Here is a 15159-nt window from a genome sequence, read left to right as displayed (position 1 = left end):
CTTGCCGATCTGACCTGCAGCACAAAAGCGCTGCGGCGGCCTCATTTTTCCTTCCCAACCAACGCATCATGCTCGACATCTCCCTGCTGCGCAAAGATCTTTCACACGTCATCGCCCGGCTCGAAACCCGCCAGTCCCCACAGCCCTTTCTCGATGTGTCCCGCTTCGAAGCCCTCGAAGCCGAGCGCAAGACCCTGCAGAAGCGCACCGAAGATCTGCAGGCGCGGCGCAACCAACTCTCCAGGCAGATCGGCCAGGCCAAGGCAAAAGGCGAGGATGTCGCTCCCATCATGGAAGAGGTCGGCCACATCAAATCCACGCTGGAAGCCGACGCAGCCCGGCTCGATGTCCTGCAGGCCGAACTGCACGACCTGCTCATGGCCGTGCCCAATCTGCCCGCGGCCGACGTGCCCATCGGCCTGGATGAGCATCAGAACGTCGAGCTCAGACGCTGGGGCGTGCCGCGCCAATTCGACTTTCCGGTGCGCGATCACGTCGATGTCGGCGCCGGCCTCGGACTGGACTTCGAGTCTGCGGCGCGCATCTCCGGCTCGCGCTTTGCCGTGCTGCGCGGCCCGGTTGCCCGCCTGCATCGCGCCCTTGCGCAATTCATGCTCGACGTTCATACCACCGAACATGGCTACACCGAGGCCTATGTGCCTTACATCGTGTCGGCTCAGGCGCTGCGCGGCACCGGGCAGCTTCCCAAGTTCGAGGAAGACCTGTTCCCCGTCCGGCACGGCGAGGGCGAGAGCCACTACCTCATTCCCACCGCCGAAGTGCCGCTGACCAATCTGGTGCGCGAGCAGATTCTCGACGCGACCCAACTGCCGTTGCGTTATGTGGCGCACACACCCTGCTTTCGCTCCGAGGCCGGATCGGGCGGGCGCGACGTGCGCGGACTCATTCGTCAGCACCAGTTCGATAAAGTGGAGCTGGTCTGGGTCACGCGGCCCGAAGAATCCAGCGCCGCGCTGGAACGACTCACCGCCCACGCCGAGAGTATCCTGCAACGCCTGCAATTGCCCTACCGCACCGTCGTCCTGTGCACCGGCGACATGGGATTCGGCAGCGCGCGTACCCACGACATCGAGGTCTGGCTCCCGGCGCAGAACACCTACCGCGAAATTTCCTCCTGCTCCAATATGGAGGCATTCCAGGCGCGCCGCATGCAGGCTCGCTACCGGACAGAAAGCGGCAAGACTGAACTCGTGCACACTCTGAACGGTTCCGGCCTTGCCGTGGGGCGAACGCTCGTGGCCATCCTAGAAAACTATCAACGCGCCGACGGCAGTGTCGACATTCCCCAGGCGCTTCAGCCCTATATGGCGGGTCAGAGCAAGCTGGGACCGAGCGCCTGATATACTCACTCGTTTTTCGCGATCATCGCAGTTGGCCAGCTAGCGTGAACAGCAGGCAAACTGCCGCAAATACCCCGGAAAGGTGGCAGAGTGGTCGAATGTACCTGACTCGAAATCAGGCGTAGGTGCAAGCCTACCGAGGGTTCGAATCCCTCCCTTTCCGCCAGTTCAATGATCTAAGCCCATGATTTATTGGGATTTTTCTTTTTAGAATTTCGGCGGTCTTACCTCCGGTCTTACCCGCGTGCAGCGATAGTCGGGTTATCCACAGGCTGGGGCTGCATCTGCGGGCGTCGCACTCTGCCGACAGATGCGCTGGGGTGGTGGGTGCGACAGTTGCGACAGGGGCGGGCCGGGCGCTGCCGAATGCAAGACATGGGCGCTTGAGCGGCTTGCAGCGCCAGCACGGGGTAGCCAGTCAACGACGGCCAGCGGGTAGCAGGCATCTGCCGCCGTGGCGTTACGCTCGCCAGCGGGCGCTACGCCATGCTCGATGACGGCATGGGCGCGGAATGCGTGCAACGTCGCCGACATCGAGCAATCAAGACGACTTTCACGTCTGCAAGACGATGTCACGACCGGTTGAGACGACCGCTCCACGTTCGCCACTTTGGCTCACCCAACAAAACTAGGTCGATCCACTCCAATATGGCCAGGCCACAATCTCTTCCGATGCGACTTCGGGTCTCCGAAGGACGCCGACACCTGCACCACTCACGATGAGGCTGCGCAGGCTTCCCTCGCGGTCAGCCACAGCTGCCACGCGCGGTTGCCGACCCAGTGGCCGCTGATCCCACACATGCTGGAAGCGTTATTGGTGTGAGGCCGGGGATTCCGGCGGGCGAACGGCAGCAACGTCCGACGGAACGAAAAAGCCGCCTCTGCGTGAACAGAGGCGGCCTTCCGAATTGGTGCCCGAGGTCGGACTCGAACCGACAAGCCTTGCGGCGGAGGATTTTCTTCCCACTTCGGCTTTCGCCGCCGTCCTGCGCGAGGCAGGTCGTTCGTGGTCTGGAGCACGCCTTCACCATAGCCTTGCGGCCGTAGGTGCCCGCCGTCTGCTCTCTACACCTTCCCTTGGATCTTTCGATCCGAGGGCTTGGCTCGGCATTAGCTCGGACTTGCGTCCAGGGCCTTCACCGAGTTTGACGGGCTTCACCTCTGGGGTTTCCCCCGGAGGGCTCAAATTTGGTCTGAGTCCTCTGCGTCTACCAATTCCACCACTCGGGCGTGACGCGATCGTACAGCACTACCTTCTACTACTCGCTTGGAGCCAGTCTGCGTCGCCCTGGCTCCTGCTTGACACCTGATGCAAAAAGCGTGTTTTTCGCTCAATCCCTTGCCTGATGCGGCTTCGCGAACGATGAACCCAGACTGGCCGTAGGTACAAGCACCTGTCTTTGAGTCCACTGCGTCTACCGATTCCGCCATCACGGCTAGAAGATCAGGCGGTGTGCCTGACGAAAAGCAAAAAGGAAAACCTGAAATTCTAATATCAAAGATCATTTTATGGAATTTAAGCGAGATCACGACCGGGGCGAACTGCAAGACCTCATCAAGCAGCGTGCGCGCCGTCACTCGCAATCCGTGCAAGGTCATCAGATCGCCGCCGTAACCGAGCGACTTCATCGCGGCAATCAGCGTGCCGCCGCTGATGACCCGCCCGATGCGCCGCGCGCTGGAAACACATTGCGCCCATCGGAAAAGGCTGCCACCTCGCGCAGAATCGCCACGGCCTGGCGCGACAAAGGCACACGCAAAGGCCGCTTCAGCTTCATGATCTCTGCCGGTATCCGGGCTTCCGGCTGTTGTGCTTCCAGATCAATCCATGACCACTGCAACTGCGGCAGTTCGCCCGGTCGCTGAAGCAGCAGCGGGGCCAGACGCAGCGCCGCGCAGACCACCGGCCCGCCGCTGTAACCGTCGATGGCGCGCAGCAAGGTCGCCAGTTGCGCCGGGTCGGTGATGGCCGCAAAGTGCCGCTCCTTGGCCGCAGGCAAAGCCCGGACAAGAACCGTCGTTGAATCGGCCTTGGCGCGCGAAGTCGCCACGGCATAGCGCATGGCGGTGCAGATCGGCTCGACCCCGCAACGCGCGCTGAAGCAGCTACGCGCCATCCAGCGTCACCGTGTGCGCATCAACGACGCCGCCCCCATCGACGGCATCTTCAGCATCGACGCTGCACAGGCCGACCTGCTCCAGGCCCTTCAATCTCCCGAAACCGACCCGCAACGCCCAGATGACTCTGCTGTAGTGGTAATTTTTAACCTGCCTCAACAAAAACAACAGCTTGGCGCGGTTGGTGTCGAACTCGGGTGGCCGAGCCCAACCAGGTCTGGGCGGGCGACATCACGTACATCGCCCCCGACGAAGGGTGGCTGTTCTTGGCTGTGGTCATCGACCTGTTTGGCCAACTGACCCTGGCAAGCCAGAGCATGAGTCGGCTATGGGATACGGATTTCAGGGGCAAGGTCATTTGGCGCTCAGTCGGGGGAGTGCATCGCAACATGGAGGTGCAAGAATAGAAGGCCACGAGCCATGACACCAGGAGGAGCCACTTTGATCCAGTCGTCTGCGGACTACCAGATGTATCTAGAGGCCGACCGCATCGCGCTCGGAGTGCATTCCCGTTGGGCGTGGCTCCATGACGAAATTTTTCAGTTCCAGCGCTTGCTGAGAAAAGTCGAATTTCTCACGAATTGCAGGAAAAATTTTCTACGCAGACGCATTGCAGTCTATCGCTTTCGTAGACTTTCGATCAGATTGGGTTTTTCGATTCCCATCAATGTTTTCGGTCCTGGGCTTGCGATTCTTCACTATGGGACAATTGTGGTGAATTCCGGTACCAGAGTGGGCTCAAACTGCAGAATTCATACGGGCGTCAATATCGGTGCCCAGCTCGGCAGCGGCGGGGCAGCGCCAAAAATCGGAAATAATTGTTATATTGCGCCAGGCGCAAAGCTCTTTGGCGCGATAGAAATTGGCGACAATACGGCAATCGGGGCGAACGCGGTGGTCAACAAGAGCTTTCCTGAGGGAAATGTGACCCTTGGTGGAATACCTGCAAGGGTTATTTCAAATAAATCCACCGCAGGTCTTTTCATTCATGGAGACAGTCGGTTCTGAAAATTCATGCCGGCGTCCAATCGTCACTGCAGGGTTTTCATTACTCTTTCACCCATTCAATGGAATAAGGTACCTATCCCGATATGATGTCACCTGCACGCATTCTGATGGTGGTAGATGGGCGCTATCCGGCCACCGGGGGCGCCGAGATGCAGGCCAGACTGCTCAGCCGTTCTTTCGCGGCAGCAGGGCACCGTGTCCAGGTTCTCGTGCCCTTGCTCGACTGCTCGCTTCCAAGAATCGACGCAGTGGATGGAGTGCCGGTGGTGCGCCTGTCCTATCCTCGCATCAAAGGGATCGGCGCCATTCTGCTGAATGTCCGCTTTGCCTATTGGCTGCTGAGACACCAGAGTGAATTCGATGCCGTTCACATCCATATGATGCATAACCTGGCGGGCGCCGCGGGATGGATTAAGCACTGGTTGAAACCGACCGTCATCGTCAAGGTTTCCGGCGCTGCCGAGTTTCAGGGGGGTATTCTCGATCCCATGCTCCAGGGCAAGCCCATTCATCGAATTTTGCGAAGCGGTGCGCGGCGCCTGGACGGTTATCAGTGCATCAGCAGGAGAACTGCGCAGATCATGGAGGAGGCGGGCTTTGATCGAAAGCGCCTGCACTTGCTGCCCAACGCTGTTGACCTAGGGCGATTTTCTCCACCCGTGTCGAGAGACCAGTCCACCCTGCGTGCGGTCTTTGTCGGGCGTCATGTTGCGGTGAAAGGCCTGGACATCCTTTTGGAGGCGTGGTCGAAGGCAGTGCTGCCGCCTGGTGCCCGATTGACCGTGGCAGGCGATGGGCCCGAGCGGGAACGGCTGATGGCACTGGCGCGCCAGTTGGGTATTGCCCAGAGCGTGATCTTTCCCGGCCTGGTGCAGGACGTGCCTTCACTGCTGCGGGCAAACAACCTGTATGTGCAAGCGTCGCATCAGGAGGGCTTGCCCAATGCCGTGCTGGAGGCCATGGCCAATGGATTGCCCACGATAGCGACACGCATCAGTGGCCATGAAGATGTCGTCGCAGACGGCGTGTCAGGTATTCTGGTTCCGCCCAATCAGGCCCAGACGCTTGCCGATGCGTTGTCGCAACTGGCTGATTGCCCCGAATCAAGGCAGACCATGGGGGCTGCGGCGCGTCGCGCCGTCGAGCGACACTATTCCACGGAGACCGTTCTGGAATCGCTGCTGGCGATCTATCGGCGTCAGGACGTCGCGGTCAGCCGGTCTTCGGATCTGAAAATCGATGCAAGTCAGTAAAGAAGTCATGTCCGCAACCAAGACGGAAAAGCGTGGTGTGCTGGCACGCCTGTTCCAGCACACCTCGAATTATTCGATTGGGAGTGTGCTCGTCATGCTGGCCAGCATGATTTCATTTCCAGTCCTGACACGGATTTTTTCCGTGGCGGAATACGGAACCATGGCCTTGGTTACTTCCACGATTCTGTTTTTGGTCGGGGTCGGCAAGTTGGGATTGCAGCACTCTGTCGTGCGGTATTACAGCGAAGTGGAAGCTGGTACGAGGGAAAATACAAAAAAGCAATTTTTTTCCACGGTTCTGTTCGGCATGATTGCTGTCGGACTGAGCGTGACCTTGCTGAGTGTCGTCGGGGTGTATTTCACGCCCACGGCCTGGCTGTCCAATGAGCAGACTAAATACCTCATTATTTTGGCATCGCCTCTCATATTCATTCGCGTGGTTGATAGCGCCATGTATAACCTGCTGCGTGCGCAGCAGAAGAGTGGTATCTACAGTACCTATTTTACGGTGAGAAAATATTTGGGCCTGGCCTTGATATTTTTTGTTCTTTTTTATGTTTCGCGCACGCTTGAAGGATTTTTTCTCTCCTCGATGTTAGGTGAATTCATCGCTGTGTCGGTGATCATATTTTACTATGCACGCCAGCAGGTATTCGATCCGCGAGATTTCAGCAAGCCGCTTTTCGTGTCCATGCTCGTTTTCGGATTGCCACTGCTTGCAAGTGAGCTTTCCATGCTGCTGTTGAATATGAGTGGTCGCTATATCATCAATTATGAGCTTGGGCCGGAGCCGTTGGGGGCTTTTTCGGCTGCGTTCAATTTCAGCGATTATTTGCAGGGTGTATTGACCGCATCATTTGCACAAGCGGTTGTGCCGATGTATTTCAGAATGTGGGAGCAGCAGGGACGGGAAAAAACCGTGGCTTTCATCCAGCAGGCGCTGAAATATTATATCGCCTTGGCTCTGCCGATTCTGGGCGGGATGGCCGCAGTCGGGCCGGAATTGCTTCGTTTATTGGCATCGTCCAAGTATGAGGTCAGCGCCCCGCTGATTGTTTTCATTGTTGGCGGCATGCTGGTTTCCGGGGGAACGCCGATTTTCAGCGCGGGAATTTATATCAATAAGCTGACCAAGGTGGTCATGCGCTCGGTCTTGACGGCAGCAGCGGTCAATATAGCTTTGACCTTCATTCTCGTCAGGCCGTTTGGAATCGAGGGTGCGGCTTTCGCGGCGCTCGTCAGTTACCTGGTCTATACCATCATGGCGGCATATTATGGACGCAAGGTCGTCAAAATTCTCATACCCTGGCTTGACCTGATGAAATATGGAACTTTCTCTCTGATCATGTATGCGGTGGTGATCTGGGTTCACCCCGCCGACCTCTCGATAAGGATTTTTTCTCAGATTGCGACCGGAACGCTGGTTTATGGCGTTTTGATCGTGGCATTTGATCGGGAGATACGGGGATTGTTTCAAAAGGTGCTGCTCAGGCAGCGTGGCACGAGATAGGCGCAGAGGACGCGAGGAACTGCGCTTCGCACTTGAAACCGCCCTGACTGTCCGCGATGGCACGTTTTTTCTCCTGAACCTGAATCTTTTTCATGTCGTTTGCAATTTCTGTGGCGCCGATGCTCGATTGGACGGATCGACATTGCCGATTTTTTCATCGTCTGATCACCCGGAAAACCCTGCTCTACACTGAAATGGTGACCACCGGCGCCTTGCTTTTTGGAGACGTCGCGCGCCACCTCGATTTCAGTATGCAGGAGCATCCCATTGCGCTTCAACTGGGCGGCAGCGAGCCTGCCGATCTGGCGCGATGCGCCAGGCTGGCGCTGGACTGGGGCTACGACGAAGTCAATCTGAACTGCGGCTGCCCGAGCCCGCGGGTGCAGCGTGGTGCGTTTGGCGCCTGCCTGATGGCCGAACCCGCGCTGGTGCGCGATGCGATCGCGGCCATGCGCGATGCGGTGTCGGGCGCCATCCCCGTGACGGTGAAGCACCGCATCGGCATCGACCACGAGGACAGCTACGCGTTTGTGCGCGATTTCGTTGGAACGGTTGCCGAGGGCGGGTGCCGGACCTTTATCGTGCATGCCCGCTCGGCCTGGCTCGAAGGATTGAGTCCGAAGGAAAACCGGGAGGTGCCGCCGTTGCGGCCGGAGTTCGTTTTGCAACTCCAGCGGGATTTTCCGGATTTGTCCTTTGTGCTGAACGGCGGCATCAAAACCGATCAACAGCTTCGTGATTGGTTGCCGCGGGTCGGGGGCGTCATGGTGGGGCGGTCGGCCTACCAGGATCCCTGGAGCATGGCGCACTGGGACCGGGATCATCTGGGGCAGCCGCAGGCCTCGGTGCCCGAGCGCGAGGACGTCGAGGAGCAGATGATCCGTTACATCTCCGGATGGAAGGACAAGGGGCTGCATCCCCAGGCCATCACCCGGCACATGCTCAATTTATGGAAGGGACAGCCCGGAGGCCGTCTGTGGCGACAGGTGTTGAGCGATTCGAACAGGCTGGCGACGCTGTCGGTGTCCGAATTGTTCACGGCAGCCAGACGCGCCCGTCTGTCGGCCCAGGCGGACGACACGGCGAGTCTTTCGGCTTGTCCCGATGGGTGTGCCGATCACCCACCGATGACCTCGGACTGCGCCTGAGTGCCGGTGGTTTTGGCGTTCGATCCGGGCGCAGTTGCTGCAGCCGACAGCGCCAAGACCCTCGATGCGGCTTCGTGGAACGACCCGGCGTCCAGGCTCTCCAGGGTGATGATGGGGGCGGTTTCGAAGTGTCGGAAATTGCGCCCTATCGACCTCATGTAGCTCGGGTCGTAGTGGTGCTGCAGAATGTCGGCCGTGAAGGCCGCGAGATCACCTCGCGCGATCTGTTCCTGCCAGCGCATGACGGCATCGCCCCCTCGCAAGGCGCGCAGGCCGGCCAGGCGCTGCAGCAGCAGGGGACGATCGGCCGACAGGCGGGCGTAATCGGCCAGCAACAGCGCAACGCGCTGCGGCATCTGGAGTTCCAGCGCAATGCAGCGTCCCAGTCGCATCGACTCCATCAGCGCATCGGGAAGGTGAAGGGCGCCGATCTTTTTGCTCTCGGCTTCGACGAATACCGGGCGATCCGTTTCGAAATGGCGCAGCGCGGCCCATAAGCGGGTCTCGAATCCTTTTTGCGAGGGCTGCGTTTCGCCCGGCTCGAGCCCAAGCACGGAGCCCCGATGCTGGGCCAGTGCTTCGAGGTCGAGCACCTGCGCCCCGGCTTCGTGCAGCGATTGCAGCAGCCGGCTTTTGCCGCAGCCCGTGCGACCACAGATGACGTGAAACTGCAGTCGTCCCGGCAGTTTCTCCAGATCGGCGCGCAGCGCGCGGCGCAAGGCGCGATAACCCCCTTGGACCACCACCACGGAAAAACCGATGCGCGCCAGAATGTGGGCCATCGCGCCCGAGCGGTTGCCGCCGCGCCAGCAATAGATCAGCGGCGCCCATGACTTGGGCAGGTCCGCCGCATGCGCTTCGATGTGGTTGGCGATATTGCGCGCGACGAGGACGGCGCCGCGTTTATTGGCCAGGAAAGGGTCCACCTGGGTGTAGAGCGTGCCGACTTCGGCGCGCTCGGCGTCGCTGAGCACGGGCCAGTTCTGCGCGCCCGGCATGTGATCGAGCGCGAATTCCGACGGGCTGCGCACGTCGATCACGGCGCTGAAGGATTGCAGTTTCTGCAGCGCCTCGGCGGCTTGCATGAAGCGAGGATTCATGGCGCCTTCCTCGCAGCAGGCAGAGCAAGCAAAGGGGCGAGGTGCGGCCAGACCGTATCGAGCAGGGTGGGCTGAGCCTGTGCAGTAGGGTGAATGTTGTCCGCCTGGAACCAGTCGGGATGACCCACGACGCCTGCGAGCAGAAACGGTACCAGCGCCACATGCTGCGATTTTGCAACTGCGGGAAACACGGCGGCAAAACGCTGGGTGTACGCAGGGCCGTAGTTTGGCGGAATTTGCATGCCGACGAGCAAAACCCGAGCGCCCGCCTTTTTGCAAAGCATCACCATGCTGCTCAGATTCTTCTGCGTTTGTTCCAGGGAAAGCCCCCGCAGGGCGTCGTTGCCGCCCAATTCGATGATGACTACGCGCGGCTTGTCCCGCGCCAGCAGTGCGGGCAGGCGTGCCAGTCCGCCCGCCGTGGTGTCGCCGCTGATGCTGGCGTTGATCACTGTCCAGTGGAGCTTGTCGGCTTCGAGCCGCTGGCGCAGCAGATCGACCCAGCCTGTCCCGGTCTCCAGCCCGTATCCGGCCGACAGGCTGTCGCCCACCACCAGCAGCGTGGAGTCGGACGGTGCCGCGGCTTGCGCTGCGCCCGCGAGACCAAGGCCAGCCACAAGCGCCAAGACCTTGCGCCGCGATACCGGGTGCGGGCTTTCTACAATCGACAGCATTCCATTTTTCATGACAAGGCTTCCATGGCGGTCGATGTGATTGTCGCGCAGGACCTGGGCAAGACCGTTTCCGATGTCGGTGACGCCCTCACCATTCTCCACGCGGTGCAACTGCGTGTTCCTGCGGGACAGAGCGTGGCCATCACCGGCGCTTCGGGCTCGGGAAAATCCACGCTGCTGGCCCTGCTCGCGGGAATGGATCGTCCCAGCACCGGCCGGGTGTGGATCGACGGCGTCGATCTGGACAGCCTCGACGAGAACGGCCGGGCCGATCTGCGCGCGCAGAAAATCGGCTTCGTGTTCCAGAATTTTCAGCTCATCGATCACTACACCGCGCTGGAAAATGTGGTGCTGCCTCTGGAAATTTCCGGCCGCGCTCACGGCGCGGTGGAGGCCGCAACGACTCTGCTGCACGCCGTGGGACTCGGCCAGCGCCTGCATCATCGGCCCGCCTTGCTGTCTGGCGGGGAGCAGCAGCGCGTCGCTCTGGCCCGCGCTTTCGTGGGCCGTCCCAGATTGGTCCTGGCCGACGAGCCCACGGGCAATCTCGATGCGGCCACGGGCGAACGCATCATGGATTTGATGTTCCGCCTGCGGGCTGAAATGGAGGCGACGCTGGTGCTGGTGACACACGATCCGGCGCTGGCCGCACGCTGCGACCGTGTCTGCACCCTGCACGCCGGCCGCCTGAGCGAACCGATGCAGGCAGTGGCCGCATGAAGGCGCTCTACGGATTTCACGCCGTGGGCGCCCGCCTGCGCGCAGCTCCCGCTTCGGTGCACGCGGTGTATGTCGATGCCGGTCGGCGCGATGCGCGCATGCAGCAATTTCTGCGCAAGGTCGAGGCTTCGGGCGTGGCGCTGAAAACCCTCGGCGCCGAGCGGCTGGCCGCGCTGGCGGGCACCGATCGCCACCAGGGGGTGGTGGCGCAGGTCGACGATTTGCCCAGCGCGCACGACGTGCATGCCGTGCTCGATGCCGTGGAAGGCCCGCCGCTGGTGCTGGCGCTCGATGGCGTGACCGATCCGCACAACCTCGGCGCCATTCTGCGCACCGCAGATGCGGCGGGAGTGCATCTGGTCATTGCGCCCAAAGACCGGGCCGTGGGCCTGAATCCCACGGTGGCTCGCGTGGCCAGCGGCGCGGCGGAAACCGTGCCCTACCTCATGGTGACCAATCTGGTGCGCAGCCTGGGGGAATTGCAGGATCGCGGTCTGTGGGTGATGGGTACCGACGAGGCCGCAACCGACGAGGTCTACGCTGCCGACTGGACACAGCCCGCGGTGCTGGTGATGGGCGCCGAGGGCGCCGGCATGCGCCGCCTGGTGCGCGAGACCTGCGATCAACTGCTGAAAATCCCCATGCTCGGAGCCGTGGAAAGCCTCAACGTCTCCGTTGCTGCCGGGGTGTGCCTGTACGAGGCCGTCCGTCAACGGCGTACCGCGTCTTGACCTATCGGCCTTCGCTCGCGCGTTCCAGCCGGTGGTGCATGCGCTGCAACGCAATCCAGACGGTCAAGGCGATGATCGGAATGGAAATGCCCTCGGCCAGCTTGGGCTGGATGTGCAGCCAGGGCTCTGCCGCCTCGAACAAATGGCCGACCAGCGAAGCCATGTAATACGTGATCGCCGCCACCGACAGACCTTCCACCGTTTGCTGCAGACGGAGCTGCAGATACTGCCGGCGGTTCATCGACGCCAGCAGGCTGCGGTTCTGCTGCTGCATCGCCACCTCCACCCGCGTGCGCAGCAGGTTGCTGCAGCGCGAGACGCGCTCGGAAAGCGCCTGCTGCCGCCGCGCCGCCCAGGCGCAGGTCTGCATCGCGGGCGCCAGCCGCCGCTCCAGAAACTGGCCGATGGTCTGCAGGCCGAAGATCGGCTTTTCGTGCAGTTCGGCCACGCGCCGGTTGACCAGGTCGTAATACGCATTGGCCGCGGTGAACCGGCCGTGTGAGGCGGCATAGACGCCTTCCACCGCAGACGCCAGCAAGGTCAGGCGGTCCAGGGTCTGGTGGTCGCGCTGAGTCTCGGCATCGTCACTGCTGCCGTTGCCGCCGATGGCGTTCATGATGCTCACCAGGTCCTGCTCGTATTGGCTGAGGCGGGGGGTGAGTTCCCGCGCCACCGGCAGCGTCAGCAGGGACAGTAGGCGGTAGGTTTCGATTTCCAGCAGACGCTGCACCAGCCGTCCGCGCCGTCGCGCCGACATGGCCTTGCTCAGGACGATGAAGCGGGTGAAACCGTCCGCGGCGATGCGCAGATCGGTGAATACCTGCGCATGGCCGTCGGCGACATCGGAGCCCACCAGCGCATCGACGTCCAGAACCGCAGAAAAATCGGGCAGCGCGTCGCAGCCCAGTTCGCCCTCGGGCATGAGGGCAACGTGGTTGGCGCACAGGCGCTGCCCCGGAATGCGCGCCAGCCAGTCGGCCGAGATCCGATCACAGGCGCAGCGCTGGAACAGCGGATCTCCCGGGCCGAGGGGCTCGTGCGTGATAAAGGTGTAACTGATGAACTCGCCGTGTCGCTCCCAGCGCAGGCGCACCGGGCCGATTCTCTCGGTGTGAAACATGCTGCCCATCGATGGGGGCGGCAGGTGCAGATTGCCGAGCAGTTCGCTCAAGTGTTCGAACGCTTGTTGCGATTCGGCTGGATTGACCAGCATCACTTGGTGGCTGACCTGCGCCGGTGCGCCGACCCGCTCGAACGGACGGGCGTGAATCTCGTTGTGAAGCGGCTGACGCAAGGGATGTTCAAGCATGGGTGGCAGGCGGGTCGAAATGGCGAGGACGAGGTGACTGAATCTGTGCAGGTCGATGATCTGGGATGATGTCTGTTATGATGCCAAGGTTTTTTGCAGTGCGTTGACTCACCGTTTGGAATGAACGCATGAGCGCGCCCGGCTTAAGCAACTTGATGAGCAACAAAGCCAGCATGAAACATGCCATGGTAACCATGCGACCGAGATGCTTTTCGGCCTATCCCGGCCGATCCGTCCTATCGGCGCAAGGGGACCTGCGCAAACCACCCGCAAACCGGCTCAACCAGGTGTTGACCGCTGCCCAAAGGGTTCAGTGCTTGCACTGGAGAATCCGGGCGGCGTGTCGATCGGAGCCGGATTTCAGACCCAACTTGGATTGGAAACCCTATGTCAGTCACGATGCGTCAAATGCTGGAAGCCGGGGTGCACTTCGGTCATCAAACCCGCTTCTGGAATCCCAAAATGGCCCCGTTCATTTACGGCCATCGCAACAAGATCCACATCATCAACCTCGAAAAGACGTTGCCGATGTACCTGGACGCCCTCAAGTTCGCGCGCCAGCTCGCTGCGCGTCGCGGCACCATCCTGTTCGTCGGCACCAAGCGCCAGGCCGGCGAGATCGTGCGTGAACAGGCCGAGCGCTGCGGCATGCCCTACGTCGACCAGCGCTGGCTCGGCGGCATGCTGACCAACTTCAAGACGGTCAAGACATCCATCAAGAAGCTCAAGGACATGCAGGCCCAGGTCGCCGAAGGCGTGCTCGAGCAGATGAGCAAAAAAGAGGCGCTGACCTTTCAGCGCGAGATGGAAAAGCTGGAAAAATCCATAGGCGGCATTCAGGACATGGCGGCTTTGCCCGATGCGCTGTTCATCATCGATGTCGGCTACCACAAGATCGCCATCGCCGAGGCGAGAGCGCTGGGCATTCCGGTGATCGGCGTGGTCGACACCAACCATTCACCGATGGGTGTGACCCACATCATTCCGGGCAACGACGACTCGGCCAAAGCCGTGGCGCTGTATGCGCAGGGCATGGCCGATGCGATTCTGGAAGGCAAGAACGACGCGGTCAACGAGGTCGTGCACGCTGTCTCCGAAGGCGAAGAAGAGTTCGTCGAAGTGCAGGAAGACGCCTCCGCCACCTGATCTTACCGCGATGATGCTGTTGCAACGGGCCCGGTCAGTGAGCTGAATGACCGGCCTGAAACACCCCGGGGGCTGCTATACACAGCCCCTTTTTTACAGATTTTTCGACTGCATTTTTCAACCGTATCTTTTCTTTTTGATTTCAAGGAGTTTCACAATGGCGGCGATTACCGCAAGCATGGTGGCAGAACTGCGTGCCAAGACCGATGCCCCGATGATGGAGTGCAAGAAGGCGCTGACCGAGGCCGACGGCGATATGGAGCGCGCCGAAGAGATTCTTCGCGTCAAGCTCGGCAGCAAAGCCAGCAAGGCGGCCTCGCGCGTGACGGCCGAAGGCATCGTGGCGGCATACATCAACGGCACCACCGGGGCGTTGGTCGAACTGAACTGCGAGACCGATTTCGTGGCGAAGAACGACGACTTCCTCGCCTTTGGCCAAGATCTGGCCGAGCTGATCGCCGCGCAGGGTCCTGCGGACGTGGCGGCGCTGTCTGCGCTGAGCCTCGACGGCGAGACCGTCGAGGCGCGCCGCAGCAAGCTGATCGGCAAGATCGGCGAGAACATGACCATTCGCCGCTTCAAGCGTTTCGCCGGAGACCACAGGCTGGTGAGCTATCTGCACGGCACGCGCATCGGCGTCATGGTCGAGTTCACCGGTGATGAGGTGGCGGCCAAGGATGCGGCCATGCACATCGCCGCGATGAAACCGGTGGCGCTGTCTTCGACGCAGGTGCCCGCCGAGCTGATCGAGAAGGAGCGATCCATCGCCTCGCAGAAAGCGGCCGAGTCGGGCAAGCCTGCCGACATCGTTGCCAAAATGGTCGAAGGCGCGGTGCAGAAATACCTCAAGGAAGTCTCGCTGTTCGATCAGGCCTTCGTCAAGAACGACAAGCAGACGGTCGAGCAGATGCTGAAATCCGCCAACACCACCGTGCACGGTTTCACCCTGTATGTAGTGGGGGAGGGCATCGAAAAAAAGTCGGAGAATTTTGCGCAGGAGGTGGCGGCGCAGATGGCTGCAGCCAAGCAAGGCTGAGCGCTGTCGCCCGGCTGACCGAGACCGACCGCAGCCCGGATGCCT

At 61.0% G+C, this 15159-nt stretch carries 15 protein-coding genes and 1 tRNA gene; 11 read left to right on the top strand and 5 right to left on the bottom strand.

Annotation, left to right across the window (positions count from 1 at the left end):
* Positions 1–68: 68 nt before the first annotated feature.
* Both serS and RBR52_RS07870 read left to right on the top strand, forming a co-directional pair.
* The gene (gene serS, locus RBR52_RS07875) at positions 69–1361 is read left to right on the top strand and encodes a serine--tRNA ligase (RefSeq protein WP_320376649.1); all 1293 of its coding nucleotides are present in this window, start codon (positions 69–71) and stop codon (positions 1359–1361) included.
* A gap of 76 nt (positions 1362–1437) precedes the next feature.
* A tRNA-Ser gene (locus RBR52_RS07870) sits at positions 1438–1527 on the top strand.
* Positions 1528–2543: 1016 nt separating this feature from the next.
* On the opposite strand, the gene RBR52_RS07865 is transcribed toward RBR52_RS07870, so the two are convergent.
* Complete coding sequence (locus tag RBR52_RS07865; protein WP_320376648.1) at positions 2544–2990, bottom strand: hypothetical protein; 447 nt, start codon at positions 2988–2990, stop codon at positions 2544–2546.
* Between the two features lie 8 nt (positions 2991–2998).
* The gene (locus RBR52_RS07860; RefSeq protein ID WP_320376647.1) at positions 2999–3478 is read right to left on the bottom strand and encodes a hypothetical protein; all 480 of its coding nucleotides are present in this window, start codon (positions 3476–3478) and stop codon (positions 2999–3001) included.
* On the opposite strand from RBR52_RS07860, the gene RBR52_RS07855 reads away from it, so the two are divergent.
* The 5 genes from RBR52_RS07855 (at position 3423) to dusA (ending at position 8398) form a co-directional block, all read left to right on the top strand.
* Positions 3423–3779: a hypothetical protein gene (locus tag RBR52_RS07855; RefSeq protein WP_320376668.1), complete on the top strand. Its 357-nt coding sequence runs from the start codon at positions 3423–3425 to the stop codon at positions 3777–3779. The two genes, RBR52_RS07860 and RBR52_RS07855, sit on opposite strands and share 56 nt — an antisense overlap.
* A 141-nt stretch (positions 3780–3920) precedes the next feature.
* Positions 3921–4487 (top strand): serine acetyltransferase, encoded by a 567-nt coding sequence (locus RBR52_RS07850; protein ID WP_320376646.1) that lies wholly within the window; start codon positions 3921–3923, stop codon positions 4485–4487.
* 83 nt (positions 4488–4570) lie between these two features.
* On the top strand, positions 4571–5740 hold the full coding sequence (locus tag RBR52_RS07845) for a glycosyltransferase family 4 protein (protein ID WP_320376645.1): 1170 nt from the start codon (positions 4571–4573) through the stop codon (positions 5738–5740).
* The gene (locus RBR52_RS07840) at positions 5727–7250 is read left to right on the top strand and encodes a lipopolysaccharide biosynthesis protein (RefSeq protein WP_320376644.1); all 1524 of its coding nucleotides are present in this window, start codon (positions 5727–5729) and stop codon (positions 7248–7250) included. Before RBR52_RS07845 ends, RBR52_RS07840 begins: the two co-directional genes overlap by 14 nt.
* Positions 7251–7342: 92 nt before the next feature.
* On the top strand, positions 7343–8398 hold the full coding sequence (gene dusA / locus RBR52_RS07835) for a tRNA dihydrouridine(20/20a) synthase DusA (protein WP_320376643.1): 1056 nt from the start codon (positions 7343–7345) through the stop codon (positions 8396–8398).
* Here dusA and mnmH read toward each other — a convergent pair.
* The gene (gene mnmH, locus RBR52_RS07830; RefSeq protein WP_320376642.1) at positions 8368–9498 is read right to left on the bottom strand and encodes a tRNA 2-selenouridine(34) synthase MnmH; all 1131 of its coding nucleotides are present in this window, start codon (positions 9496–9498) and stop codon (positions 8368–8370) included. The two genes, dusA and mnmH, sit on opposite strands and share 31 nt — an antisense overlap.
* Positions 9495–10184: an arylesterase gene (locus RBR52_RS07825; protein ID WP_320376641.1), complete on the bottom strand. Its 690-nt coding sequence runs from the start codon at positions 10182–10184 to the stop codon at positions 9495–9497. Before RBR52_RS07825 ends, mnmH begins: the two co-directional genes overlap by 4 nt.
* A 12-nt stretch (positions 10185–10196) precedes the next feature.
* Here RBR52_RS07825 and RBR52_RS07820 point away from each other — a divergent pair, with 12 nt between their 5' ends.
* On the top strand, positions 10197–10892 hold the full coding sequence (locus RBR52_RS07820; RefSeq protein WP_320376640.1) for an ABC transporter ATP-binding protein: 696 nt from the start codon (positions 10197–10199) through the stop codon (positions 10890–10892).
* On the top strand, positions 10889–11623 hold the full coding sequence (gene rlmB / locus RBR52_RS07815) for a 23S rRNA (guanosine(2251)-2'-O)-methyltransferase RlmB (RefSeq protein WP_320376639.1): 735 nt from the start codon (positions 10889–10891) through the stop codon (positions 11621–11623). The genes RBR52_RS07820 and rlmB overlap by 4 nt, the downstream gene beginning before the upstream one ends.
* Position 11624: 1 nt before the next feature.
* On the opposite strand, the gene RBR52_RS07810 is transcribed toward rlmB, so the two are convergent.
* Positions 11625–12932 (bottom strand): DUF3422 domain-containing protein, encoded by a 1308-nt coding sequence (locus RBR52_RS07810; RefSeq protein ID WP_320376638.1) that lies wholly within the window; start codon positions 12930–12932, stop codon positions 11625–11627.
* A gap of 387 nt (positions 12933–13319) precedes the next feature.
* Between RBR52_RS07810 and rpsB the strand changes: the two genes are divergently transcribed.
* Together rpsB and tsf are read left to right on the top strand one after the other, a co-directional pair.
* Entirely contained in the window at positions 13320–14078 is a 759-nt protein-coding gene (gene rpsB, locus RBR52_RS07805; protein ID WP_320376637.1) for a 30S ribosomal protein S2, read from the top strand.
* 157 nt (positions 14079–14235) lie between these two features.
* The gene (gene tsf, locus RBR52_RS07800; protein ID WP_320376636.1) at positions 14236–15114 is read left to right on the top strand and encodes a translation elongation factor Ts; all 879 of its coding nucleotides are present in this window, start codon (positions 14236–14238) and stop codon (positions 15112–15114) included.
* Positions 15115–15159: the final 45 nt, after the last annotated feature.

Source organism: Thiomonas sp. (genome assembly GCF_034007205.1).
In the GTDB taxonomy this organism is placed as follows: domain Bacteria; phylum Pseudomonadota; class Gammaproteobacteria; order Burkholderiales; family Burkholderiaceae_C; genus Thiomonas.
The sequence above is the reverse complement of the archived record's forward strand: the minus strand, read 5'-3'. Positions and strand labels throughout refer to the sequence as shown.